Below are 25,285 nucleotides of genomic sequence, written 5' to 3'. Positions count from 1 at the left end.
GAGAAGGTGTGCGGACTCACAGAATTGCATCTGGGAGTTTGTTCGAAAGCTTGACAAATACGAGGAACTTAGATGTACCAGGTGGGATCATCTTCCCAGCAATTTGGGTCGATGATGAGGTCGCGATCGTCCTCCACCATTCGTTCTTCCGGTTTCTGACGTAACTTCGCCGGGACGCCGATTGCAACAGCGTCTTCGGGGACATCCTTGGTGACGACGGCGTTGGCTCCAACTTTGGCGCCATCGCCTACAGTGATTGGGCCAAGAACCTTTGCGCCAGCACCGATCATGACGTGATTGCCAATGGTTGGATGGCGTTTCCCGGGGTTCATGGCGACGCCACCCAAGGTCACCCCGTGGAAGATCACAACGTCCTCACCGACCTCGGCTGTTTGCCCAATCACGACCCCAGTGGCGTGGTCAATGAATACGCGGCGCCCGATGGTTGCCTCGGGATGAATATCAACCCCGGTCGCCATCCGTGCAATTGAGGAAAGGACACGAGCGGGCGTGCGTAGCGCGGGGTGTGACCACATCGCGTGTGTTACTCGGTGAGTCCACAGTGCATGGACGCCGGGGTAGGCGAGTGCGACTTCAAGAGTCGAACGGGCCGCGGGATCACGCCGTTTTGCCGTTCGAAGATCCTCTGCAAGAAGCTGAATAATCTTGCGTGGAGACGAGGCCATGGGTAGTTCTCCGTCAGTTGCTCGTGGTCAGTGTTGCACTTTCGTGAGGGATGAAGTGCTTGGGGGTTTGGATTGTCCTGTGCGTTCTTGGGTGAGAACGCAGAAATGGGGTGGATGAGCCGCGAGCTCATCCACCCCAGACCTGTCAGTCGCGCAGGTTTTCGAAAAGCGCTGTCGAAAGGTAACGCTCACCGGTATCGGGGAGGACCACGACGATTCGCTTACCTTCGTTTTCAGGGCGCTGTGCCACTTGGATCGCAGCGGCAAGTGCTGCTCCTGAAGAAATGCCAACAAGCAAGCCTTCTTCTGCGGCTGCTCGTCGCGAAGTCTCCAGTGCAAGGGGCGTTTCAATATCGATCACTTCGTCAACAACGCTGGGGTCATAGGTCTGAGCGACGAAGTTTGGACCGAGTCCCTGGATCCCGTGAGGGCCTGCCTCGCCACCGGTAAGAAGGGGGGACTCTGCGGGTTGAACCGCAATGACCTTGACATTGGGCTTGAGTTCCTTGAGGACGGCACCCACACCGGACACTGTTCCTCCTGTACCAACGCCTGCAATGAAGATATCAACGTTCTCGTCAGTATCGTGAAGAATTTCTTCTGCAGTCGTACGACGGTGCACGGCGGGATTTGCCGGATTGGTGAACTGTGAGGCGATGATTGATCCGGGGCGCGAATCGCGGATACGCTCAGCTTCTGCGACAGCGGCGGTCACTCCGCCCTTAGGGTCGGTAAGGACCAGTTCTGCACCGAAGGCGCGAATAAGAATGCGGCGCTCAAGGCTCATCGAAGAAGGCATAACAATGACAACCTTGTAACCACGTGCCGCACCGACCATCGAGAGTGCAACACCGGTATTTCCTGAAGTGGCTTCGATAATGGTTCCGCCCGGCTTAAGTTCCCCGGATGCCTCTGCAGCATCAACGATGGAACGAGCAATACGATCCTTGACGGAAGAAGCTGGGTTGAAAGCCTCGACTTTTGCGACGATTTCCGCGCCACCCACATTCAGGCGGTTAATTCGAACCAGGGGAGTGCCACCGATGAGGTCGGTGACATCTGTTGCGATGTTGGTCATGATGTCTCCTAGATGTCGCTTCGTGCTGTGCACGTAACTGCAACTCTATGGGGAGTCACATTATTCCGCGATTTCTATGTAACGTTGTCCCAGGGGGCGAAAAACGTACTGGCCCGAACTGAGCGTGGCAAGCAGGTTCTCGGCGATTTCTAGTTGCTCAGGGGTCATCGCCACGGTGAGTAATACAGAGGATCCCCACTGAGTATCGAGTACGTGCCCGCCTAGTCGGCGTAACTCGCCTTCGATTCGTCCAGCATCGACGGGAGCGAGTTCAGTCTCAACGACTGTCAGCGCCTCCAAGCGCGCGAAAGAGGCCTGAGCGAGCGCCTCACTGGTTGCGCTTGAATAAGCCCGCACGAGGCCGCCGGCGCCCAGGAGAATTCCTCCGAAGTAGCGCGTCACGACGACCGTCACGTTCCATAGTTCATTGCGCTTAAGAACATCCAACATGGGCGTTCCAGCGGTTCCTGAGGGCTCTCCATCATCTGAGGAATGTTGAGAAGGTGAATGGCCTTCTTCTGCGATCATCCATGCCGAGCAGTTGTGGCGCGCCTGCGGATGGGCGTCTTTCACCGAATTAATGAACTCTCGGGCTTCTTCGGGTGTATCTGTCCGAGCGATCGATGCAATAAAGCGCGACCGCTTAATTTCAATTTCGTGGGACAGGCGTGTGCCTGAAGCAAGTACTCGAAGAGAGGACATAGTGTCTTCATTGTTGCATGAGTGATTGCGAGCTCCGGGAATGAGACGAGCTTCGCACGAATAATTCCTTTGGAATATGCGTACTTTTGGCCCGTCGTGCTACAGTGGTCAGGTTGTCGAAAGTCATATCTGTATGACTGCGTATCTGAAAGATGCGCGTCGACGCGGTAAAAACGTCAGAACTAGAAGAGGAGCGGTAGGGTCATGGCAGTTCCCAAGCGCAAGATGTCCCGAGCAAACACCCGCACTCGCCGGTCCGCATGGAAGGCCGATCTCACTGAGCTGAACACCATCAAGGTGGGCGGCCGTGAGGTGCGTGTTCCCCGTCGTCTGGCGAAGGCGTACAAGAACGGCCTGCTGGACGTCGAGGACTGATTCCTCCGTTCGCAAGTTTTTGTGGGGCCCGGTACCGATTGGTGCCGGGCCCCACACTGTTGTTTCAGGTTCAGCGTTCTACGATTGACGCATGTGGAACGAACTCATCCTTGACGCACACTCGATTTACCGGCTCTTCATCGGTATCGTAATTATCTCTGCTCACCTGACTCTGACCAAGAAACAAAGCCTCACCCAATTCACTTCCATTGACTTCATCGGAAACTTCATCCTGGGTGGGATCATCGGCGGCATCATCTACAACCATTCGGTTTCAACTTTCTCCTACGTTGTGCTGCTGCTTGCAACCGTAGGGATGATTTCTCTCTTCAACTTCATTGCCTCCCGCTTCATGCCCGCGCGGCAAATCGTCAAGGGCAAAGCGGTGACTATCATCAATCACGGCCATTTCGTCATTGATTCCCTCGATGATGCAAACAATACTTTTGACATGATTAGCTTCACCGAAGAGCTTCGCTCGCGCGGGATCTTTTCAGTTGAAGATGTTGAGTTTGCACAGTATGGATCCAATGGCTCTTTGACCGTTGTCAAGAAGGGCGATGGAAGCTTGAGCTACGTCTTAGTCTCGAAGGGACAGGTTGTTCAGGATCAACTTGAAGCCTCTGGCCAGAGCAAGGAATGGCTCACGAAGGAACTTGATAAAAACGACATCAAGCTTGAAGATATCTTCTTCGCAGAGCTCGAGGGGCGCGAAAAGATTTATATCGTGATGAATGATATGACGACTCATTCTTTCGCATTCACTCTTGAGAGCTCACAGGAGGATGGGAAGGAAATAACGGAGTAGAGACGTCCATGCTGAGGTACTTCTTCGATTTCCTGTGAATAAGAGAGTAAGTGGTGGGGCGGTCCTTTTGGGGCCGCACCACCACTTAACTACACAGTGTCAGTCGTGGACTGCTTAGTGTGCGATGATCACTCGCAGGTGACGAGGACCGTGAACGCCATTGACTCGAACCAATTCGATATCTGAAGTAGCCGAACCACCAGCGATCCAGGTCGTCGGACGCTCGGGGTGCTCACCCAAGATATCGACGGCCTGTGGGACGGTCGGAACGATCGCGGAGCGCTCGAGAATGGCCACATGAGTATCGGGAACAAGAGTGATGGCGCGGCGTCCTTGATCAGGTTCGCCGTCCAAAATAATCGTTCCCGAAATGGAAATCCCGACGCGAGTGCGGGTCACAACGGCATCGATATCGTCCAATTCCAATGTCGGAATAGCGTTCTCGCGCGAATCTTCACGTACCTTTCGCTTATCGCGTCCAGCCGCCTTCTTGAACTGATCATCGAGGCCGGTGGGAACGACAACCGAGGAAGCCTTGGCCTCGGAAAGGAACTTTGCGATCGCGTCTTCGATCGCCTGATCATCGCGTGCTTCGACAACCTGCGCTGAGTAATCCTCGAGCTTCTCAATCATCTCAGCAACGACTTCATCCGAACCGGGTGCATGCTGGCCTTCGCGGATGTAGTTACGGGGAATCTCGCGGACGGGACGTCCCTCTTGCGAGCGCTCAATGGCCTCGCGCGCACGGGCGAGGATAGCGGTCTTCGCATCCATAACCATCTCAGGCCTCCTCAGTATTCGTGTGAGTAGTCATTCCGTGCTCACTTGCCAAGGGGAGATCCTTTGCCGGCGCATCTGAGCGCGGAGCCGAGGCATCTGAGTCGGGGTGAGTACGCCGCCACCACTGGCGGAATGTTTCCTTCGGAGCGACCGGAATATCGCGGGCAGTAGTCCACAGCGAGGCAGGGAAGGGAAGAGCACCGATCTTTCCCTTCTTCTTGGCAATACGGGTGGCCTTGATACCGGTCGTTGCCAGCTCCCACGCCTTTGAATTGGACATGACAGGAGTGGAAGCACCCATCGCCAAATCCCAGATATCGGGCACGATGCTGTGCTTGACGTCCACGGTACGGGCACGCATATGGAGCAGGATGTTCGGAATCTTGATCTTGACCGGGCAGACCTCGCCACACGCACCGCACAGAGAGGATGCGAAGGGAAGGGTGTGGACGGGATCCTTCTCATCCAATCCCTGAGTCAGCTGCGGCGTGAGGATGGCGCCGATGGGGCCGGGGTAAACCGAACCGTAGGCGTGGCCTGAAGTGTGCTGGTAGACCGGGCAGATATTCATGCAGGAACCACAACGAATGCATGCAAGGGCTTCACGGCCAATGGGATCAGCAAGAGTCTTGGTGCGTCCGTTATCCATCAGGATCAGGTGGAATTCCTGCGGGCCATCACCCGGAGTCACTCCCGTCCACATCGAGGTGTAGGGGTTCATGCGCTCACCAGTGGCAGAGCGGGGGAGAAGCTGGGAGAAGACCTCGATGTCCTGGTAACGAGGAACCAGCTTTTCGATACCCATCAATGTGATGAGCGTATCGGGAAGGGTCAGGCACATACGTCCATTACCTTCCGATTCAAAGACCGACACGGTTCCGGTTTCAGCGACGCCCATGTTGGTACCTGAAACCGCGACCTTGGCGTGCAGGAACTTCTTACGAAGGTGTGCGCGTGCGGCGGCCGTCAATTCCTGAGGATCATCAGAAAGATCACGCGGGGCATCTTCCATTCGATCGAGGAAGATGCCACGAACCTCGGAACGGTTACGGTGAATTGCGGGAACGACAATGTGGCTGGGCATATCGTCAGCAAGCTGAACGATCATTTCTGCCAGGTCGGTCTCGCGTGCGGAAATACCTTCGTCTTTCAGGAACTCGTTGAGGTTCGTTTCCTGGGTTGCCATCGACTTGATCTTGACGACTTCGTCGACGCCCTTGGACTTAATGATGTCCGCGATGATGCGATTTGCTTCATGCTTATCGCGTGCCCAATGGACGATACCTCCGCGGGCGGTCACATTACGCTCGAATTCTTCCAGCAGTTCAGGGAGTCGAGATTCGACCTCAAACTTGATCGCTTCTGCAGCGTCACGCAGGTCTTCCCAGTCTGGCATCTCTGCAACACGCTGACCGCGCTTAGCGCGAATGGTGCGGGTAGCGTGGCCCAGATTGCGGCGCATCTGGGTGTTTGCGAGGGTCTTATGCGCGGCCTCGGGGAAGGTAGGACCCCAGCGAAGAGTGTCTTCGGGGATCTCAACTGTCGTTCGCCATCCTCCGGTGTGAACCGCAGCATTGGAGTCATCGCCCGAGGCGACCCCGGGCATACCGATGAAGGTTTCAGACATTTCAGATCACCTGTGCGCTTTCTGGAGCGAATGAAATGTTGCCAAGGAAAGGCTTGTCCTTAGTGGATGCAAGAATCTCTGCGAGGTGCATGGGGCGGATTCCCGAGTTCAGTCGGGACAGGCCACCTCCGACGTGCATCAAGCAGGAGTAATCACCCATGACCAGAACCTCGGCGTGCGTTGACATGACATTCGAGACCTTATCGGCAAGCATTGCAGTCGAGGTCTCGGAGTTCTTCATGGAGAAGGTGCCACCAAAACCGCAGCAAACCTCAGCATCCGGCAGGTCAACAAGGGTCAGACCTTCCACTGCGCGAAGCAGGCGGTAAGGACGATCACCCACGCGTGCGATACGCAGTGAGTGACAGGTCGGGTGATATGTCACGGTGTGGGGGAAGTATGCGCCGACATCTTCCAGGCCCAAGACATCGGTAATGAGCTCGGTGAGATCGTAGGTGTGTGCGGCAATCTGCTGAGAGCGCTTTGCGAGCTGATCGTCGCCAACGTGCTCAGCAACGAGTTTTTGCTCGTGTCGGGCAGCACCCGTGCAAGAGCCAGAAGGAACCACAATTGCGTCCCATTCGCCTTCAAGGACGGGTTCGAAGGTTCGAACGTGGTTGCGAGTGATCTTGGCGGCATCTTCGAAGTAGCCGGTGTTGGCATGCATCTGGCCGCAGCAGACCTGGCCTTCCGGGAAGACAACTTCATGGCCGAGGCGTTCAAGCAGTGACACTGTCGCCTGGGCTGCCTGGGGGAACATGACGTCTGCCAGGCAAGTTGAGAAGAGAGCGATACGCACTGGGAGATCCTTTCTCGTAGGTGCTATTTCTCAAAGTATGGCTGGGTCTGAGGTCCCAATGGTGGATAACGTGTGAGACCTTTGCTTAGTGGTGGCCAGAATTGTTGATTTCGTGCGGAAAAGTCGCAGAATTTGAACGCTGAGATGACGGCTTCTCTTGAGCTATTTGTCGCGCCGAAAATGCGACTTAAGACAGAGTATCCTTTCCTTTTTCAGTTTTACGACGCTGCGGCGCGTGAAAAACAAAGACCCGGCGTCGTGGGTTCACGAGGCCGGGTAGTAGTTCCCGTATCTGCGAAAGGAAGTCTGTTGGGCTTCTCTTTACTCCGAGAGAGCGCTCAGCTGGGGAAAGGTGTTCTCTTAGCCCCTGATTCCTTCACCAGTGACGATGATGAGGTTACAGTCCGAGGAAGCCGCAAAGCTTGTGATTTCGAATGACCCCCAGTTCGATTGAGTGTTGTTCTTATCAGTTTGGAGCACAGTATTCGCATGATCGGAGGGAACAGTGAAAAAGTGGCAGTTTTGGGGAACGTACTCGTAGAGGCCTGGATAGATACCGGGAAGAAGTGCGTTATTTCCGCCGCTTCCATTGGCAAGCATCTGGATTGTCTCAGGAGGAACACTTGCGACGCCTGTTACCCATAAGTGATGGTCGGGTGAGGGTAAGAGCCACCCCTCTGGGAAATTGGCTGCCACGACGTGTCCTTGCGTTGCACGAAGCCCGGGCATCCGTTCGTTGAAGGAATCGGTGCGCTCTTGGATCTTGAGCTCGCCATCAGTTTCGTAGGTGAACTCGGCAAAACGTGGGTCCTGGGGTAAACGCGATTGCGTGGCGTTTGAACCGAAGGGAATGCATCCCGTCAGAAGCGTGATGATGGCGCTGAGAACTGCCAAGGATCGCAATGGCTTCGGCCTAGCACCTCTCTCTTCAAGTAGACCTTGGGCTCGCAGCCAGACGACTGCGAGCCCAACGATCTTAAGCAACGGGCATATAGGAACCCAAATATCCTTGCGAGGCGAGGAAGATCAAGACGCACAAGATGAGCAGCAATCCGATGGAATAGGGGGCCGCCTTCTTGAGAATTTCTGCTTCGCTTCCGGGCTCGTTGATTGCGGTCGCTGCGATGGTGAGATTTTGTGGCGACACAATCTTGCCGATACCTCCACCAATCGTGTTGCCTGCAAGCAAAGTCGATGGATCGAGTCCCGCGATCTGTGCGGCAGTGGACTGAAGATTGGCGAAAAGCGCGCCGGCACTGGTTGCCGATCCTGCGACAGCTGTTCCCAACCAACCGAGGATGGGGGAGAGGAAGGCGAAGAACACGCCGGTTGTTGCAAGAGCGGTACCGATCGCCCCTGTTTGTCCGGAGAGGTTCATGACGTAGGCCAAGCCCATGACCAAGCAGATCGTCAGGATAGAAATCTTCAAGGTAGAAATTGTTTTGAAGAGAGTTGCAATTCCCTTTGTGAAGGTCATGGGGTAGCGACCGCCCGAACTAGTACGACCGTAAACGAAAGCAACAATGAGAGCAGTGACGAAGATCCACGTTCCAGGGTTGGAAAGGAACTGGAAGGTGTAGATCGTCGAAGAAACTGCCTTGCCTGCAGAATCTACCAATTCTCCGTGTAATCCAGGGACTGGGATCTTGATGTCTGTCGACTTGAAGATGGCATCAATATCGACGCCGATCTTCCACAACTTGGTGATAGCAATGACGACAACAACCAAAACATAGGGGAGAAGTGCCAAGGTGATTCGCGAGGCATTGGGGCGATCCTCTTGAGTGCTCTCAGAACGGTAGTCATCGGGCGTCTTCGGGGTCCACACCAAGAGGAAGATGTAAGAAGCGGCCAATCCCAGAAGTGAAGCAAGGACAGCGGTCAGCTCATAGGAGAACTCTGAGGTGAAGAAATGTCCGGCAGCGGTCGCAACGCCGGAAATCAGAGCGATCGGCCACAGCTGGGCAACGCCTCGGCCCCCATCAAGGATCCACAAGAGGAGGAGAGGAATGAAACAGGCGAAAATCCAAGAAAGGTGACCCATATTGGCTGCAACCACAAGGGGATTTTGGCCACCCAAACGGCCGGCGGTCGTTGTCGGGATTGCCATTGCTCCGAAACCAACGTTGATTGCGTTGCCAACGATGGTCACAACAGCAGCCTTTACCGGGGGAAGGCCAAGTGAGACAAGCATCGCGGCAACGATTGCCACGGGCGCACCGAAACCTGCGAGGCCCTCAAGTAGACCACAGAAAGAGAAAGCAATGATCAGTGCTTGGACTCGAATGTCGCCCTTGCCAATTGTGTTGAAGACAGCTCGCATGTCTTTACTGCGGCCGGAAACCTCGGTGAGGTTATAAAGCCACACGGCGGCGATGATGATGTAGATAATTGGGATCAGAGCGAAGACGATGCCTTGGCCTGCTGCCAAGAGACTCATGCCCAGTGGCATCTTGTAGCCAAAGACGGCAATGAGTAGTGCAGCAACGAGCGAAATCAATGCGCACCAGTGCGTCTTGACTTTAAAAGCGCCTAGAAGAACGAAGAACAGCAGGAGCGGGAGAATTCCCGCAAGTGCCGTTAAAAATACATTTGCACCGATAGCCGTCGTTGACGGCGTAAAGCTTGTGCTCACCAAAGAGAACATGGCTACTCCTGCAACAGTGCGAGTGGGTGATCCTAGCCAGATTCTAGGCCGAAATTCCTATCTCGGTGAGATTTTTAGGAAAGATTCCGGTGAAACTACAGAATAAAGGCAAACTCTAGGCTGTTTTTCGGGGGAAAAGCATGCTAGGGCGAAGCGTCGGATTCGTGCATGGGGACGCGAGGAAATAAAAGGACTGGGAGCTCCTATATTGCGTATATTGCGCGAGAAGCAGCTAATTGAAAGTTGCTCTTTGATGAAGAAATATCGAACGTGTTTATTAAATTTCGTCACTGTCTCTCCGTAGAATTAAGGGAAGTATCGACTGGAGGGGTGGTAGTCTTATGGGCGCAGTCGCCGAAGACATGAAAGCCGCATGGAGTTTTGTCCTAAAGCAAATTCGGAACGGCGATAACGATTGGGATCAGGTGACTGAGCTCGTCGAAGGAACGTTAAACGTAATCACCGTTCTTGAGAATACAAACGCCTCATTTCTCGACGCTTTCGGCGACGTAGTCAAGGACTCCATCAATGCAGGAGAAGATGAGGTCCTCAACTACCCCCGTCATGTTTTGCAAGTCATGCAAGACTTCAACGCTCAATTGAGGGGTAGGACCGTTCAGGGTGTGAAATGGGAAGGAAAACCCTTCCAGGTCATGCCCTTCACTAGAGACGGTGTCGTCGATGTTGAGGCTGCAAAACTTGCGTTCGTCGACTGTAAAAAGGACGTCTGGTTTGGTGAGGTCTTCTTGCATTACGCCCCGATTGTTAACCGCGTCCTCGTCAGCGTTGACGGCACGCACTTCATTGGATGCATCGCAGGAACTCGCACCATGGATGCCCTCGAAATGATCGCCCTTGGTGATAGTGGGACGATCTACACCACGGGTTACCTTAATTCCACGGGTAGGAGTGTGAAAGTGGGTGTGGTCTGACCGTTCGCAGAACAGGAAATGATTACGAGTGATTCGTCTTTACGTTCTTGGGTGAGGGCAGCGGTGAACGTGCGGAATCCGGTGGAGATATCGGTTTTCGTGAGCTGTTCAACGTCCTTGAAATTCTAGATCGGTAAATTAAAGAGCAAGACATAGATTATTGAGATCGCGGTAATTATTCCGTATTGGTATATAGTTTCCATATGAATGCAAGAGGCTTGGTTGATATCGTTGCGTCGAATATTCGCGCCGAATCGGCACGCCGCGGTCTTTATCAGCGTGACATAGCAAATGCGCTTGGACTACAACAGGCGACCGTCTCTAAGAGGTGGCGGGGTGGGCGTGCATGGCCACTTGAAGATCTGCAAACGGTCGCAGAGATCCTTGGTGTTACTGTCGCACACCTCGTAACTGATAACTCAGGCGGTGCACATGCAATCGAATTGCGCCCCCGACAGGACTCGAACCTGCAACCTCGGGATTAGAAGGCCCTTGCTCTATCCATTGAGCTACGGAGGCACGCCTGTCGCAGTGCGATCAGACCTTCATAGTGTACATGTCGTCGACCGTCACACTTTCCCAAGTTGTGGGCCGCGTGTGCGCAAACGCGGGAAACACTAGATAATGACTTCATGCTTGAAAGAATGTCTGGCCTTGGAGGCCTGGTGGGATCGATTCGCTCACGAATGTGCAGCTGAACTGTAATCAGCTGCCGGGGCGCATATCGCGCCAATCTTTCAAGGAAATGTATGTCTCAGCCTTCTGACTGTTCTTCTGATCTGACCACACTGTCATTCGAGGTCATGCCGCCTCGCAAAGAGAGCCTCGTTAAGCCGTTTTGGCAAACCGTTGAACGCTTGCTGTCTGTCTCTCCCGATTTTCTTTCGGTGACCTATGGTGCCGCAGGTCAGGATTGCCACAGTGCTCGAGGGGTTGTTCGTAAGCTTGTGAAGGACAGCCCGGTTCAACCAATTGCTCACCTCACCTGCGTCGGAACGACTCCCAGTGAAGTCAGCGAAGTTGTGACCGATTATCTCAACGCTGGCGTTCGAACCTTCCTTGCTCTTCGCGGTGATCCGCCGGTTGGGCGGCCCGATTGGCAGCCTTCGCCCGGGGGAGTGTCCTCGGCAACTGAGCTTGTGACCTTGATTCGTTCGATTGAGGCTGCTCGTTGTGCGCAGTACCCCGGTGCTGCCCTACGCGCTGCCTTTAAGCCTTTGACGATTGCAGTTGCCACATTCCCCGCGGGTAATCCCGCAGCCGGAACTTCGCCGACTCAGGAGGTTGAGCGCCTTTTGGTGAAGCAATCTGCGGGTGCATCCTTCGCGATCACTCAGCTTTTCTGGGAAGCTGACACCTATGTGAACTTCCTTGAGAAGGCGCGTTCCAACGGCGTGACGATTCCCATCGTCCCGGGAATTTTGCCACCAACCGATATTCGGCGAGTCAATCGCATGACCGAACTGACCGGAGTTGTATTCCCCGAATATCTCCGTCGCAAGCTTGAATCTGCGTCCTCGCCACAAGAAATGTATTCCATGGGAGTCGAAATCGGAGGTCGCCTTGCTCGTGATCTCCACGACTCGGGTGCTCCCGGAATCCACATGTATACCTTCAATAAAGCGGCTCCTGCACTCGATGTGCTCGATGCTGCAGGCCTTGTTTCTGCAAGCCAGTGTTGACCCGTCCATTTCACGATGAAAAAGGATAAGTAAATGACTCAATTCCCTACGGCGACCATCCTGGGTTACCCGCGCATCGGTCGTGGCCGCGAGCTGAAGAAGGCGCTCGAAGCCTACTGGGCGGGCCGTATCTCCGCCGATGAGCTCCGTGCGACGGAAGCCCAGCTCCGTAAGACGACTCATGACCGCCTCGTCGAGCTTGGCCTCGGCAAAGATGATGCGTCGATCCCCGAAACTTTCGCACTCTACGACCAGGTTTTGGATGCGATCACTCTTCTGGGTGCGGTTCCCGAGCGCTACCGTTCCTTCGAAGGCCTGGATCTGCACTTCGCCCTGGCTCGTGGCAACGCGCAGGTTGCACCGCTGGAGATGACCAAGTGGTTCGATACGAACTACCACCACTTAGTTCCCGAAATTGGCCCAGATACTCCGATTTCTTTTGCTGATCACACCATTGTCGATCGCTTCCTTTCTGCAAAGGAAGAGGGCACCATTGTTCGCCCGGTACTCGTTGGTCCCGTGACCTTCCTTGCCGTCGCGAAGGCTGACGAGGCGACTCCGGATTACAACCCCTTCGAACGCCTTGACGACGTTGTTGCAGCCTACGCCGAGGTTCTTGCCAAGCTTGCCGAGGCAGGAGCGCCCTGGGTTCAGATTGACGAGCACGCACTTGCCTCCGATAACCTCCACGTTGAGCGCGCAACTCTCATTGAGTACTCGACTCGCGTTTTCGCTGCTCTTGCCAAGCTGGAGAAGCGTCCCGCGATCTTTGCTGCAATCGGTTATGGCGATGGCGCACAGGCTGCGGCCTCTCTTGCCTCCACTGGCGTCGAGGCCCTGGGACTGGATCTGTGCCGCGGTTCTCTTCCCGAGGCTGGCTCAGTTGACCTGTCCAAGGTCGCTCTGGTTGCTGGTGTGGTTGATGGTCGTAACATCTGGCGAACCGATTTCGATAGCGCGATCGCTCGTCTTGATGCAGCCAAGGCCTTGAACCCCGCATCGCTCGCCGTTTCGACCTCGACCTCCTTGCAGCACGTTCCTCATGACACCGCACTGGAGAAGTGGGACGACCCTGTGCTCGATGCGAACCTTCACGCCTGGCTTGCCTTTGCCGACCAGAAGGTTGGGGAGGTTGTCACCCTCGCTCGTGGTGTGAGCAATGGTTGGGATTCCATTTCCGAGGCCGTTGAAGCGACCCGTGAGGTTCTGGCTCAGCGCGCTGCCGCACCCGGCGTGGTTCGCCCCGAGTTGCGTGAGCGCGTTGCGCGCTTGACCGAGGCAGATCGTGAGCGTGAAGACTTCGCAGTCCGCGATGAGCTTCAGCGCGAGCGTCTTGGTCTGCCCCTCATTCCGACCACCACCATTGGTTCCTTCCCTCAGACGAAGGAAATTCGTCGAGCCCGCGCCGCTTGGGCCAAGGGCGAGCTCTCTGACGAAGACTACGCGCAGCGTATGCGTGAAGAGATTGAATCAGTGATTCGCCTCCAGGAGAACCTTGGTCTGGATGTTCTGGTCCACGGTGAAGCAGAGCGTAACGATATGGTTCAGTACTTTGCTGAACAGCTTGAAGGTTTCGCTGCGACGAAGAATGGTTGGGTCCAGTCTTATGGTTCGCGTTGCACCCGTCCGTCGATTCTGTGGGGCGATGTTGTCCGTCCTCACGCGATGACTGTTGAATGGGCACGTTACGCGCAGTCGCTGACTGATCACCCGGTTAAGGGCATGCTGACTGGCCCTGTCACCATCATCGCTTGGTCCTTCCCGCGCAATGATCTGCCTTTGGCTGAGGTTGCCGATCAGATCGGTCTGGCTCTGCGCGACGAGGTTACTGATCTTCAGGACGCCGGAATTGCTGTTGTTCAGGTTGATGAGCCAGCACTGCGCGAGCTGCTTCCTTTGGATCAGGCTCGTCACGCTGATTACCTCAAGTGGGCTGTGGACTCCTTCCGTCTAGCGACTGCTGGAGTGCGTCCCGATACTCAGATTCACACTCACCTGTGCTACTCGGAGTTCGGCCAGATTCTTGATGCGATCTTGGGACTGGATGCGGATGTGACCTCAATTGAGGCTGCCCGCTCACGCATGGAAGTTCTTCCTGAGCTTGCAGAACAAGGGTTTAGCCATGGCGTTGGCCCCGGTGTCTGGGATATCCACTCGCCGCGCGTGCCTTCGGTTGAAGAGCTCACGGAGCTTTTGACCTTGGCTGCTGATTCGATTGAGCTGCGTAACTTGTGGTCGAACCCAGACTGTGGCTTGAAGACCCGAGGCTATGCGGAGACCGAGGAGTCCTTGAAGAACCTTGTTGAGGCGACTCGGATTGTTCGTCAGCAGCTTGCGAACTGAGTAGTCCGCTCTTTGTGTGAGGGTGGAAATGCGGGTTTGATTCCCGTGTTTCCACCCTCACATTCTTTCGTTTTGACACATCTGTATCATTCGATAGACTGAAGCCATGACTTTTCACGCGACCATGACCTGCCGCCCCATGTGCGGCTCCATGTGCTCGCGAATGTGTATGTGATTGACCTTTCAACCCGTCAATCGCTACCGCTTAAGGAACCACGCTGACTGTGGTGTGTGCGGTACCAAAATAGTTTGGATACATCATGGCTCTTGTTTACACCCCTGAAACTGTCACTTCTTCTGCTTCCACTTCTTTCGAAGAATTCCTCGATATTTTGGCAGGTCTGAAGCTCTCACCGGCATCGACTCATATCGACCTTGATCACCGCCGCCTAGAGGTGTACGGGAGTTCGGTCAAGCTCTCCAACAGGGAATACGAACTCTTGGCCTACCTTGCTGGACATGCCGATGAGATCGTTTCCCGAGAAGAACTGCTGGAATCGGTGTGGTACGGGGAAGGCCTCGAATCCCAAACTCGCACCATCGATGCGCACATCCGTCGCCTTCGCGCTAAGCTCCCCGAGGCCGATCTCATCTCGACTTTGCGCGGCCAGGGCTACCGTTTCAACTCGACTCCCAACGTCCGCGTCAGCAATACTCGAGTCCATACCCTTGCAGCATAAAAACACCCGGCCAGGAGGGAATTCCCCTAAGTTCCTGCCGGGTGTTCAGGGTGATGTGCTTAGATCACCAAACGATAGATTTCAGAGTCGGGACGCAGTTCTTCAACATGGAGGGGAGAAGCCTCCATGCGTGCACGCAGCCCCGTAATATCCTCTCGATCGGCCAAGTCGATGCCGACCAATGCCGGTCCAGAATCACGGTTGTTCTTCTTCGTGTACTCGAAGTGAACAATATCGTCTCCAGGCCCCAAAACATCTTCGAGGAAGCTGCGAAGCGCACCGGGCTGTTGAGGGAAGGTGACCAGGAAGTAGTGGCGCAGACCTTCGTGTCGCAGTGAGCGTTCCATGATTTCCGCGTAGCGCGTCATATCGTTGTTTCCACCGGAAACAATGGCGACAATCGCTCCTTCTTTTCCTCCAAGCAGTTCATTGCGCTGCTCTGGATCGGAGAAATACATGCGTGCCGCAGCAGAGGCCAAAGCGCCTGCCGGTTCCGCGATCACACCGTCTGAATGGTACAAATCAAGCATCTCTGTACAGACAGCGCCTTCGGGAACGACCAAGATGTCGTCGACCAGCTCCTTAACAATCGAGTAGGGAAGTTCGCCAGCACGCCCGACGGCGGTTCCGTCAACGAAGGGATCAACAGAGGGCAAGGAAACAATCTGATCCGCTTCCATTGCTGCGGCCATGGATGCGGCTCCCCTGGGTTCTACACCGTAGATCTTGATATCGGGGAAACGAGAACGGATCCACGTTGCGATTCCCGAGAGTAAGCCGCCGCCGCCAACTGGCACCAAAACTGCCGCGGCCTCGGAAAGCACCTGCTCTTCCAATTCAACAGCGATTGTGCCCTGACCGGCGATGGTGCAGGGATCATCGTAGGGATGCACGTAGGTGCGTCCCGAATGACGCGCGGCCTCTTGGGCCTGTGCATTGGCGCGGTCGAATGTTCCATCGACAATGACCTGCTCCACCCAGTCGCCGCCAATGGTTTCAATGCGCTGGCGCTTCTGCTTGGGCGTGTTCGAGGGAAGGTAGATGGTGCCTCGCACCTTGAGCTGTGCGCACGCGTAGGCCAAGCCTTGCGCGTGGTTACCTGCGGATGCGCAGACAACACCTCTGCGACGTTCTTCTTCGCTCAGGGTGCTCATTCGGAAATAGGCACCGCGTACCTTAAAAGAACGGCACTTTTGCATATCCTCGCGCTTGAGGTAGACCGGTACGCCAATAAGGTCGCTGAGTCGCTCTGAAAGCATGACGGGGGTCTTCTCTACGACATCACTCAGAATGTCTGAAGCCTGGGCGATGAGATCTGGAGAAAGTGGGAACTGGTCCGTTGTCATGCGTACTCCTCGTGTCGTAGTCAGGTTTATCGTAGCTCAGTGAACCAGCGTGGACTTTGAGAAGCCAGACAGTGAAATCCTATTCATGCGCTTACACTTAAAGCTGTGAGTGATTTGAAAGAACCATTGGTATGGATCGATTGCGAGATGACCGGATTGGACGTCACTCGTGATGCTTTGATCGAAGTAGCGGTTGTGATTACCGATGCGGATCTCAATATTGTCGATCCCGGTATTGACGTCTTGATTACTCCTCCGGCTGAAGCCTTGGAGGGAATGAATGATTTTGTTCGCCAGATGCACACGTCATCCGGCCTCTTGGATGAGCTGCCTTCCGGAACCACTATGGAAGATGCTCAGCAGCAGGTTCTTGACTATATCCGACGTTTTATCCCCACCCCGAAAAAGGCGCTGCTCGCAGGAAACTCAGTGGGGACAGACAAGATGTTCCTTGAAGCCAATATGCCCTTGGTGATTGATTACCTTCACTACCGTCTGGTTGATGTTTCCTCGATCAAGGAATTGGCTAAGCGCTGGTACCGCAAGGCTTTTGAGGAAGCTCCCGTTAAGCACGGCGGGCACCGCGCCTTGGCAGACATTCTTGAGTCAATTCAAGAACTCGAATACTATCGCCGAGTTCTTTTCCCACATGAGCCAATTACTCGCGAACAAGCCCGTGAGGTTGCGCGCGAAGTTGTTGAACTTGGTATTCCAAAGATTGGCGAAGAAGAGAACTAATCACCATAGTTATCCACAGAATGTACCGGTGTCGGCGTTTTCCACAGACGCTGCTACCGGTCTTTCTTTAGGTCCTTTTCCCCTGCACAGTGGGGACATCCCCATTTTGGGGGTTTCAAGGAAAGGACAAATAATGGATAACCAAGGAAGCGTTGTTCTTCGCGGTCGGATCGGCTCGGATCTGAGCAGTATGAGTGCGCAAAACGGAACTAAAGGTTTGCGCTTTAGAATGGCTGCTCCGCAGTGGCGCATCACGGATGCGGGCCAATACGAAGAGCGTGAGCCGAAGTGGTACACAGTGTGTGTATGGGATCGTTTAGCGCAAAATATTGCGCGAAGTGTCCAGAAGGGGACTCCCGTGATTGTCTGTGGGCGCCCCAGTGCTCGCGGATGGTTAGGTCCAGACCAGCAGGTACGAAGCGAATTGGTCATTAACGCCAGTTTTATGGGAATCGATTTGGTGTTTGGTCCGGCTGTCGCGCTCAAACCTCAACATCCAAGTAACAATGTCGCAGAGTCTTCAACTGCTCCAGCAGAAGAGTTTGCGGTGGACGCGGGAGAATCAGAACAGGGTTCTTCTGAAAGCCAACATGTTCTGACGCAAGACGCTGATCTGACTCATGATCGTTGGGAGAACAGTGCGCAATCAGCTGATGAAAGTGATGCGGCATAGTCCTCGTAGATGTCAAAAACATGCGCCGTGCCTTAGCATTAAGGGGTCTGCCGCATAGTCGGCGTTATGTCACGTGATCCTGAACGGAGAATCCATGGCGGAGTTCATCTACCAAATGATTAAGGCTCGTAAAGCCATTGGTGACAAAGTCATCCTTGATGATGTCACCATGGCTTTCTACCCGGGTGCGAAGATCGGTATGGTCGGACCTAACGGTGCCGGCAAGTCCTCGATCCTCAAAATTATGGCTGGCTTGGATGAGCCCAGTAATGGCGAGGCGCGCCTGAGCCCCGGTTACACCGTCGGAATCCTCATGCAGGAGCCCGAATTGGATGATTCCAAGACCGTTCTTGAGAACGTGCGTATGGGTGCGGCTGATACATTTGCCAAGCTCGCCCGTTTCAATGAGATCTCTGAAGAGATGGCCAATCCTGACGCCGATTTCGATGCTCTCATGGAAGAGATGGGCAAGCTTCAAACAGAGATTGATGCTCTCAATGCGTGGGATATCGATTCGCAGCTCGAGCAAGCGATGGATGCGTTGCGCTGCCCGCCGCCAGATCAGCTTGTCAGTGTCCTTTCCGGTGGTGAACGACGCCGAGTAGCTTTGTGTCGTTTGCTTATCGAGGCACCCGATCTTCTGCTTCTTGACGAACCGACAAACCACCTTGATGCTGAGTCAGTTCTTTGGCTGGAAAAGCATCTGTCGACCTACCCGGGTGCAGTGATCGCTGTGACCCACGATCGCTACTTCCTCGACCACGTCGCGCAGTGGATCGCTGAGGTCGACCGCGGTCACCTGTACCCCTACGAAGGTAACTACTCGACTTACTTGGAGACGAAGGAAAAGCGTCTTCAGATTCAGGGCCAGAAGGATGCCAAGCTCGCTAAGCGCCTGAAGGAAGAACTCGAGTGGGTTCGAACCAGTCCCAAGGGACGCCAAGCAAAGTCGAAGGCGCGTCTGGAGCGCTACGAAGAAATGGCTGCCGAGGCCGAACGTAGTCGAAAGCTTGACTTCGAAGAGATCCAGATTCCGCCGGGGCCTCGCTTGGGTAACATCGTCATCGAAGCAACGAACCTTAAGAAGGGCTTTGGCGATCGCGTTTTGATCGATGGCCTGTCTTTCTCGCTGCCGCGAAACGGTATTGTCGGTGTGATCGGTCCCAACGGCGTCGGTAAGACCACTCTGTTTAAGACCATTGTTGGACTTGAACCTCTTGATGGGGGAGAGCTCACCATCGGTGAAACCGTCAAGCTCAGCTATGTCGACCAGAACCGCGCGGGTATCGATCCCAACAAGACTCTGTGGGAAGTTGTCTCCGACGGCTTGGACTACATTCAGGTGGGCAATGTCGAAATGCCCTCGCGTGCTTATGTTTCTGCCTTTGGTTTCAAGGGCGCGGATCAGCAAAAGCCCGCGGGCGTTCTTTCCGGTGGTGAACGTAACCGACTGAATCTCGCGCTCACCTTGAAGCAGGGGGGAAACCTCTTGCTGCTGGACGAACCGACCAACGACCTCGATGTTGAAACTCTGTCCTCTTTGGAAAATGCGCTTTTGGAATTCCCCGGTTGTGCAGTGGTCATTACCCACGATCGTTGGTTCCTTGACCGCGTGGCAACCCACATTCTTGCGTGGGAGGGAACGGAAGAGAATCCTGCCTCGTGGTACTGGTTTGAAGGTAACTTCGAGTCCTACGAGAAGAACAAGATCGAACGTTTGGGCTTGGATGCAGCAGCGCCTCACCGCGTGACGCACCGCAAGCTCACTCGCGACTGATCCAAGGGTTAAAACTCAATGGGAGGGGACGGCTAAGCCGTCCCCTCCCATGCTTTTGACGTCCGTCTATAAAATGAATCCGTGTAATTTCTGCCGTTGGCTGTGCTTGTGCCGGATCGCTGTGCTTGTGCCGCGGCGCCTGTAACTGCGTACGGATTAGCTCTATGCCATGCCACTCATCGGTTTACCAGTCTTGGGATCGACTCCAAATCCCCAGTGGCTTGATGTGTGTCCTTCAGTAGGAACTCGTAGCATTGCCTCTTGAGTGGCGTGAGCGACAAGGACCCCCGCCTCGGTGAAGATTGAGCATTCGACCAGCACTCGGCCGTTTACGACTTGAGTGCAGCGCTGGTCAAAGAGAAGCCAGTCATTGATGTCAACATCGTGATGGAACCACATCGCATGATCTAAAGATGCTGCAACCAATCCGGGGGTCATCCATGACATTCCCAGAACGCGTAGTGCAGGTTCGAGCATTACTTGGTCGACGACATAGGTCAGAAGAGCGCGATGAACGTGCTGAGTCGTTTCAGAGGGAATCTCGGCTCGGGGCTTCATCCACAGTCTTTGCGCCGGCAGTTTCTGCGGGTCCGCTTTTGTGTAGAGACTTTGGCCGATATGACGCACGTCGAAGGCGGCAGTTTTCCCAAGGAACTTCCCAACGGGATGATCCATGAGACGGAAGATCTCCAAGGCTGATCGACACTCACTTGCTGCGGGTACATCGGGCGCCTCGGGGGAATAGGAGGGCGCTGCCTCGGGACCTTGGAAAGAGACACTCATTGTGAGAATCTCTCGAGTGTCTTGGAAGCAAGATACGGAACGGTTGGAAAACGAACGACCATCAAGAACGCGTGTGACGTCGAGGCTGAAGGTCTTTTCAGGATCTCCACCGCGGACAAAATAAGCATGGAGAGAATGGGGAAGCCTCTCAATGGGGACAGTCGCACTTGCTGCCAGCAGTCCTTGGGCTAAAACCTGACCGCCGTAAACCCTGCGCACCTGAGGGAGTGAACGCGCAATAAACGAATCATCGCCGTTTTCCTTCAGGCTAAGAATTCTTAAGACTGAAGCGACCGGTTCAGTCGAAATTGTGGGAATAGGCAGCGGCGTAGTCATGGCTATATTGTCTCTAACTTTTCGTCTAAAAAGCAGTGCATTTCTGTATCACAAGTTGCAGAAAGTGACGTATTGCACCAAATTGTGTCGCTCATATATATTATGAGGGGTAGGTCACTTGTTTCTGAAAGGGGATTAGGCGTGGAAACGGCATCGCTTCTTCTCCAGTCTCTGGGGGGAGCATCAAATATCCAAGATATTGAACCGTGCATGCTGCGTATTCGGATTGAAGTGAAGTCTCCTGAAAAGGTTGATGACATGGGCCTTCGTCTACCAGAGGTCCTAGCAGTTGTGCGTTCGGGGCATGTGATCCAAATTGTTCTCGGAGCAGGGGCTGGAAAGATCGCCTTGCAGATGCTTCACCTGTGTCTACCGCAAGGTGTGTCTGCTGGCACACAAAGATCGGTCTCACCTGCTCTTCTCTAGCCCATAAAATAGAGGGGCATTGCTGTATTTCAGAGGGGACCTTATGGCAAGTCAGACGGTAACAGAGCGCCTGCGTGAACTCGCTGAGACTGTTGGGGTCTCTACCGGTTTCTGGGATTGGTATGGAAACTGGAAGCACGTTGAAGATGCCTCCCTCGTCGCAGTGTTGAATTCGTTGGGTTTCTCGCTTTCTTCAGAGCCTTCGCATGGTGAGATTGATGAAGCTTTCCGCCACAATGAGGATCTTGTCTGGTTGGCACCCCTCCCTCCCACTACGGTGTGTCGCCAGGGGAACGAGGCGGAGATCCCTGTTCACGTTCCTCACGGGATGGGCGTTTGGTGCCACGTTGAGACCGAAGATGGGCAGCATCACGAGCTTCAGCAGCTTGATCGTTGGATTCCGCCGCGTATGGTCGATGGAAATCTGATTGGGCGTGCCACCTTTAAAATTCCGAATTGGTTGCCTCTTGGGTGGCATCGAATTGTTGCACGCCATGAAGATGGAAGCGAATGCTCGTCAACCTTGGTGGTTGTTCCTCAGCGACTTTCTAGCCGTCTCGATGATGGTCATAAGCGCTGGGGAGTTGCGGCTCAACTGTATTCGACCCGCTCTAGCGGCTCCTGGGGAATGGGAGATACGCAGGATCTGGCGGATCTAGCCGCGATCGTTGCGCGTAATGGTGCAAACTTCCTGCAAATCAACCCCCTTCATGCTCCGCAGCCCGGATTCCCGCAGGAGAATTCGCCTTACCTTCCCGTGTCGCGTCGTTGGGCAAGCCCCCTCTACATTCGTCCTGAAGCCATCGATGAGTATGTGCACATGGACAGTAAGGAACGCGGGGTTGTTACGCGCTATTTGCATGCCTCCCGTAGCCATGAGGATATTGTCGACCGCGACCTCTCATGGAAATCAAAGCTCAAAGCGCTGCGTAAAATTTTTGAACTCCCTCGTTCGATTAGCCGTCAGGCGCAGTTTGAACGTTTCTGTGCTCAAGGCGGAGAATCCTTAGAGAATTTTGCTCTGTGGTCTGCTTTGGTCTTTGAAAATGGCGATATTAACCTTCCCGAGCGCTATGCCTCCATTGATGCTCCGGGTGTCGAGCAAGCGCGTCAGCGTCTCGCCTCTGAGATCGAGTTTTGGCAGTGGTGCCAGTGGATTGTTTTCGACCAGTTGATCCGCGCTCAAGAAGGTGCTCGCCGTTTGGGAATGGACATGGGGATCATGTCTGACCTAGCGGTGGGGGTGCATTCGAAGGGCTCGGAAATTTGGTCGATGCCGGATGCCTTCGCCCCTGGTATGAGCGTTGGTGCGCCTCCGGATATGTACTCTCAGCAGGGGCAAAATTGGGCGCAGCCTCCGTGGTCACCTCGCTCCCTTGCACAAATGGGATATGCACCGCTTCGGGATATGTTGCGCTCTGTGCTCTCGTACGCGGGAGCAGTGCGTATTGACCATATCCTCGGTCTCTTCCGCTTGTGGTGGATCCCTGAAGGGATGGGTGCTCAGGCTGGTGCCTACGTGTCCTATGATCACGAGGCCATGGTGGGCATTGTACTGCTCGAGGCCCAGCGGGCCGGTGCGGTTGTCATTGGCGAAGATTTGGGAACCGTTGAGCCCTGGGTTCGCGGTTATCTCAATGATCGTGGAATCTTGGGTACTTCCGTTCTGTGGTTTGAGAAGGACGGCAGTGGATGGCCACTATGGCCGGATCACTACCGCCGCTCTTGCCTTGCGGCAGTAACAACGCATGATTTGCCTCCGACATTGGGCTACCTAGAAGGTGCTCACACCGAACTGCGCAATGAGTTGGGACTCTTGGTCGAAGACCTTGACCAGGTTCGCGATGCGGATCGCATCGAGCGCGAACGAATGGTCTCGCGCCTGAAAGAAGGCGGCTTCATTCACGAAGATGACCCCAGTGAGGAAGAACTTGTTCTTGCGATGCACGCTTACCTTGCTGCCTCTCCTGCACTTCTTTTGGCTGTCTCTTTGGTGGATGTTGTTGGTGAGAAATTACCGCAGAACCTTCCTGGTACGAATGCTGAGTATCCGAATTGGTGCGTTCCACTTCATGCCTTTAATGGCAAAGAAGTCTTGATTGATGACATGGCGCATTGTGACCGTGTCAAGCGATTCTTGACCAGCGTGGACCGCTATATTCGCTAGGATTTAGCTGCTCTTTGGTGCCCTGCGTACATCTGCGCAGGGCACCAAAGCATCTAGGCGTGAACCAGACGCGGTTAAGAGTTCGCACAGTGTCTGTGGCGGTTGCATAGCGATGATAACGACGTCAAGCGCGTATCCTGCTTGCTGCGCTGGACGAAGATCCCACGTAATGAGTGGCTCTCCAGCAGCGACCTGCTGTCCTAATTGATGGAGTGCTGAAAAGCCTTCGCCTTTGAGCTGTACAGTGTCAATCCCCGCATGAATCAAAATGTTGAGGCCGTCGGGCGTTGTCAGAGCGCATGCATGAGGAAGCTGGTGACTGAGTTTCCCAGCTGTGGGCGCGAGTATCTCGAGGGTGTCAACCTCGTCGGGGATAATTGCGAAACCCGGCCCCATGATTTCTTGGGCGAAAACTGGATCTGAGAGCTCGGCGAGGTTTCGCAGGGTTCCAGGGATGGGGGAGAGGAGCTGAAGACTCACTTCAGTGTGTTAATTTCCTCTGCGATTTCCTCTGCCTGTGGACCCATGACGATCTGTGCGTGCGAGCCAACGACGACGACACCGAAGGCGCCTGCCTTGCGCAATGCGGCCTCGTCGATCTTCGAATCATCTTTAAAATCAACGCGGATTCGGGTGATGCAATGCTGAAGGTCGGTCAGGTTATCCCAGCCACCCAGTGCATTCAGGATTTCTTGTGCTTGGCTCATAATTGCCTCCCCATTGCGAATTAGCCCTTCCATCAAGGATAGCCCGAAAAGCACCATGTTTTCATAATATTTCGCTAAGAAAGAGCGCTTCATGCACTATCATTCAACAGGTGGAACCAAGTTTTGTGCTCACCGTTGTCATTCCTTCGTATAACGCTCAGGATTACCTTGATCGTGCAGTCTCCTCAGTGCGTGGATTTGACCAGGTTGAGGTGCTCATCGTTGATGATGGATCAACCGACGCCACTGCTGCGATTGCTGATGGATTGGTCCAATCGGATCCAGATCATATCCGAGTTATCCATCAGAAGAATGCTGGCCACGGCGGCGCTGTTAATGCTGGTATTGCAGGTGCTCGTGGGCGCTACCTTAAAATCCTCGATGCAGATGACTGGTTGGATCGCTTGGCGCTTAAGCGCGCCCTTGAACGCTTGGAGCTTCGCGAAGCGCAGGGTGAACCATTAGATCTTTTGCTTGCCAATTACGTGTATGAGAAGCAAGGAAAGAGCCATAAAGCAGTCATCCGCTACGGAAATGTGATGCCTAGGGATCGCGTAATCTCATGGGATCAGATTCGTCGTTGTCGGTACGACCAGTATCTGATGATGCACGCCTTAATCTTGCGGACAGATTTGGTTCGTCGCTCTGGTCTGGTCCTCCCTGAGCACACCTTCTATGTTGATTTCATTTACTCTTTTGTTCCGGTCATTGATGTTCGTACTTTTGAGTATCTCGATGTCGATCTCTACCGCTATTTCATTGGGCGTGACGATCAATCGGTCAACGAGCAGGTCATGATTTCGCGTGTTGATCAATTGCTGCGAGTGAATTCGGCGATGGTCGATGCTATTCCAGCTCCTGATGAGGTTCCACCTCATCTGTACCGCTATCTTGTGCACTATCTGCGTATCAACTGTGTCATCTGCACGGTGATGCTTTTGCGCTCGGGAACTGAGGAGAATCTCGCTCGTAAGGACGAGCTTTGGGCGCAGCTTCAGATGAAAAAGCCGGAAGCTTACGACGCGGTACGCAAGGATCTGCTTGGGCGCCTGATTGCGATGCGCTCAAAGCCGGGACGCGCCGTGATTATGGCTGGTTATCACATTTCTCAATGGGTGTTGGGATTTAACTAGAGCTACGCACTCCATTTGACTTGAGGCGTGACTACCCTCTTTAATGGGAATGAGAACGAT

25 protein-coding genes and 1 tRNA gene are annotated in these 25,285 nt (G+C 54.3%); 13 read left to right on the top strand and 13 right to left on the bottom strand.

Annotated features, from left to right (window positions below; genetic code table 11):
* Nucleotides 1-68 precede the first annotated feature (68 nt).
* The 3 genes from cysE to HGAS_RS01230 form a co-directional block, all read right to left on the bottom strand.
* Entirely contained in the window at nt 69-686 is a 618-nt protein-coding gene (cysE, locus tag HGAS_RS08360) for a serine O-acetyltransferase (protein ID WP_019126136.1), read from the bottom strand.
* 145 nt (nt 687-831) lie between these two features.
* Nucleotides 832-1,764 (bottom strand): cysteine synthase A, encoded by a 933-nt coding sequence (cysK, locus tag HGAS_RS01235; protein WP_019126135.1) that lies wholly within the window; start codon nt 1,762-1,764, stop codon nt 832-834.
* 60 nt (nt 1,765-1,824) lie between these two features.
* On the bottom strand, nt 1,825-2,466 hold the full coding sequence (locus HGAS_RS01230; protein ID WP_019126134.1) for a YigZ family protein: 642 nt from the start codon (nt 2,464-2,466) through the stop codon (nt 1,825-1,827).
* A gap of 204 nt (nt 2,467-2,670) precedes the next feature.
* On the opposite strand from HGAS_RS01230, the gene rpmF reads away from it, so the two are divergent.
* Nucleotides 2,671-2,841, top strand: a complete 171-nt coding sequence (gene rpmF, locus HGAS_RS01225; protein WP_009409287.1) for a 50S ribosomal protein L32 — start codon at nt 2,671-2,673, stop codon at nt 2,839-2,841.
* A gap of 91 nt (nt 2,842-2,932) precedes the next feature.
* Complete coding sequence (locus HGAS_RS01220) at nt 2,933-3,649, top strand: DUF421 domain-containing protein (RefSeq protein ID WP_019126133.1); 717 nt, start codon at nt 2,933-2,935, stop codon at nt 3,647-3,649.
* A 114-nt stretch (nt 3,650-3,763) separates the two neighbouring features.
* Here HGAS_RS01220 and HGAS_RS01215 read toward each other — a convergent pair whose 3' ends face one another.
* From HGAS_RS01215 to HGAS_RS01195, 5 genes are all read right to left on the bottom strand, one after another.
* A complete protein-coding gene (locus tag HGAS_RS01215; RefSeq protein ID WP_026066557.1) occupies nt 3,764-4,423 on the bottom strand; it encodes a LutC/YkgG family protein in 660 nt (219 codons plus the stop codon).
* A 7-nt stretch (nt 4,424-4,430) separates the two neighbouring features.
* A complete protein-coding gene (locus HGAS_RS01210; protein WP_019126131.1) occupies nt 4,431-6,056 on the bottom strand; it encodes a LutB/LldF family L-lactate oxidation iron-sulfur protein in 1,626 nt (541 codons plus the stop codon).
* 1 nt (nt 6,057) lies between these two features.
* Nucleotides 6,058-6,855 (bottom strand): (Fe-S)-binding protein, encoded by a 798-nt coding sequence (locus tag HGAS_RS01205; protein ID WP_019126130.1) that lies wholly within the window; start codon nt 6,853-6,855, stop codon nt 6,058-6,060.
* 360 nt (nt 6,856-7,215) lie between these two features.
* Nucleotides 7,216-7,839 carry a hypothetical protein gene (locus tag HGAS_RS01200; protein ID WP_019126129.1) on the bottom strand — a complete coding sequence of 208 codons (624 nt, stop codon included), beginning with the start codon at nt 7,837-7,839 and terminating at the stop codon, nt 7,216-7,218.
* The gene (locus tag HGAS_RS01195; RefSeq protein WP_019126128.1) at nt 7,832-9,502 is read right to left on the bottom strand and encodes an L-lactate permease; all 1,671 of its coding nucleotides are present in this window, start codon (nt 9,500-9,502) and stop codon (nt 7,832-7,834) included. The genes HGAS_RS01200 and HGAS_RS01195 overlap by 8 nt, the downstream gene beginning before the upstream one ends.
* Before the next feature lie 341 nt (nt 9,503-9,843).
* On the opposite strand from HGAS_RS01195, the gene HGAS_RS01190 reads away from it, so the two are divergent.
* Both HGAS_RS01190 and HGAS_RS08675 read left to right on the top strand, forming a co-directional pair.
* Complete coding sequence (locus HGAS_RS01190; RefSeq protein WP_019126127.1) at nt 9,844-10,434, top strand: hypothetical protein; 591 nt, start codon at nt 9,844-9,846, stop codon at nt 10,432-10,434.
* Nucleotides 10,435-10,637: 203 nt separating this feature from the next.
* Nucleotides 10,638-10,919: a helix-turn-helix domain-containing protein gene (locus HGAS_RS08675; RefSeq protein ID WP_081581506.1), complete on the top strand. Its 282-nt coding sequence runs from the start codon at nt 10,638-10,640 to the stop codon at nt 10,917-10,919.
* On the opposite strand, the gene HGAS_RS01185 is transcribed toward HGAS_RS08675, so the two are convergent.
* A tRNA-Arg gene (locus HGAS_RS01185) sits at nt 10,881-10,953 on the bottom strand. The genes HGAS_RS08675 and HGAS_RS01185 overlap by 39 nt on opposite strands.
* 230 nt (nt 10,954-11,183) lie before the next feature.
* On the opposite strand from HGAS_RS01185, the gene HGAS_RS01180 reads away from it, so the two are divergent.
* The 3 genes from HGAS_RS01180 (at nt 11,184) to HGAS_RS01170 (ending at nt 15,139) form a co-directional block, all read left to right on the top strand.
* Nucleotides 11,184-12,116 carry a methylenetetrahydrofolate reductase gene (locus HGAS_RS01180; RefSeq protein WP_019126126.1) on the top strand — a complete coding sequence of 311 codons (933 nt, stop codon included), beginning with the start codon at nt 11,184-11,186 and terminating at the stop codon, nt 12,114-12,116.
* A 33-nt stretch (nt 12,117-12,149) separates the two neighbouring features.
* Nucleotides 12,150-14,459 (top strand): 5-methyltetrahydropteroyltriglutamate--homocysteine S-methyltransferase, encoded by a 2,310-nt coding sequence (gene metE / locus HGAS_RS01175; RefSeq protein WP_019126125.1) that lies wholly within the window; start codon nt 12,150-12,152, stop codon nt 14,457-14,459.
* Nucleotides 14,460-14,719: 260 nt separating this feature from the next.
* Complete coding sequence (locus tag HGAS_RS01170) at nt 14,720-15,139, top strand: winged helix-turn-helix domain-containing protein (RefSeq protein WP_009409296.1); 420 nt, start codon at nt 14,720-14,722, stop codon at nt 15,137-15,139.
* A 59-nt stretch (nt 15,140-15,198) separates the two neighbouring features.
* Here HGAS_RS01170 and ilvA read toward each other — a convergent pair whose 3' ends face one another.
* Complete coding sequence (ilvA, locus tag HGAS_RS01165; protein ID WP_009409297.1) at nt 15,199-16,485, bottom strand: threonine ammonia-lyase IlvA; 1,287 nt, start codon at nt 16,483-16,485, stop codon at nt 15,199-15,201.
* Nucleotides 16,486-16,590: 105 nt separating this feature from the next.
* Between ilvA and orn the strand changes: the two genes are divergently transcribed.
* From orn to ettA, 3 genes are all read left to right on the top strand, one after another.
* Entirely contained in the window at nt 16,591-17,223 is a 633-nt protein-coding gene (gene orn, locus HGAS_RS01160) for an oligoribonuclease (protein ID WP_106427361.1), read from the top strand.
* A 133-nt stretch (nt 17,224-17,356) separates the two neighbouring features.
* A complete protein-coding gene (locus HGAS_RS01155) occupies nt 17,357-17,896 on the top strand; it encodes a single-stranded DNA-binding protein (RefSeq protein ID WP_019126124.1) in 540 nt (179 codons plus the stop codon).
* 94 nt (nt 17,897-17,990) lie between these two features.
* Entirely contained in the window at nt 17,991-19,673 is a 1,683-nt protein-coding gene (gene ettA, locus HGAS_RS01150) for an energy-dependent translational throttle protein EttA (RefSeq protein WP_019126123.1), read from the top strand.
* A gap of 162 nt (nt 19,674-19,835) precedes the next feature.
* On the opposite strand, the gene HGAS_RS01145 is transcribed toward ettA, so the two are convergent.
* Nucleotides 19,836-20,792, bottom strand: a complete 957-nt coding sequence (locus HGAS_RS01145) for an acyl-CoA thioesterase (RefSeq protein WP_019126122.1) — start codon at nt 20,790-20,792, stop codon at nt 19,836-19,838.
* Nucleotides 20,793-20,933: 141 nt separating this feature from the next.
* Here HGAS_RS01145 and HGAS_RS08355 point away from each other — a divergent pair, with 141 nt between their 5' ends.
* Nucleotides 20,934-21,218, top strand: a complete 285-nt coding sequence (locus HGAS_RS08355) for a PTS transporter subunit EIIB (protein ID WP_019126121.1) — start codon at nt 20,934-20,936, stop codon at nt 21,216-21,218.
* Between the two features lie 43 nt (nt 21,219-21,261).
* Nucleotides 21,262-23,385 carry a 4-alpha-glucanotransferase gene (gene malQ / locus HGAS_RS01135; protein WP_019126120.1) on the top strand — a complete coding sequence of 708 codons (2,124 nt, stop codon included), beginning with the start codon at nt 21,262-21,264 and terminating at the stop codon, nt 23,383-23,385.
* 3 nt (nt 23,386-23,388) lie between these two features.
* Here malQ and HGAS_RS01130 read toward each other — a convergent pair whose 3' ends face one another.
* Together HGAS_RS01130 and HGAS_RS01125 are read right to left on the bottom strand one after the other, a co-directional pair.
* Nucleotides 23,389-23,865, bottom strand: coding sequence for a PTS sugar transporter subunit IIA (locus HGAS_RS01130; protein WP_019126119.1), 477 nt, complete (start codon nt 23,863-23,865; stop codon nt 23,389-23,391).
* Complete coding sequence (locus HGAS_RS01125) at nt 23,862-24,092, bottom strand: PTS transporter subunit EIIB (protein ID WP_026066556.1); 231 nt, start codon at nt 24,090-24,092, stop codon at nt 23,862-23,864. Before HGAS_RS01125 ends, HGAS_RS01130 begins: the two co-directional genes overlap by 4 nt.
* A 125-nt stretch (nt 24,093-24,217) precedes the next feature.
* Between HGAS_RS01125 and HGAS_RS01120 the strand changes: the two genes are divergently transcribed.
* Nucleotides 24,218-25,225, top strand: a complete 1,008-nt coding sequence (locus HGAS_RS01120; protein ID WP_019126117.1) for a glycosyltransferase family 2 protein — start codon at nt 24,218-24,220, stop codon at nt 25,223-25,225.
* Nucleotides 25,226-25,285: the final 60 nt, after the last annotated feature.

It is taken from the genome of Actinomyces sp. ph3 (assembly GCF_000308055.1).
Taxonomy (GTDB): Bacteria; Actinomycetota; Actinomycetes; order Actinomycetales; family Actinomycetaceae; genus Pauljensenia.
Note: the sequence above shows the minus strand (reverse complement) of the source record. Positions and strands in the feature narration are given on the sequence as shown.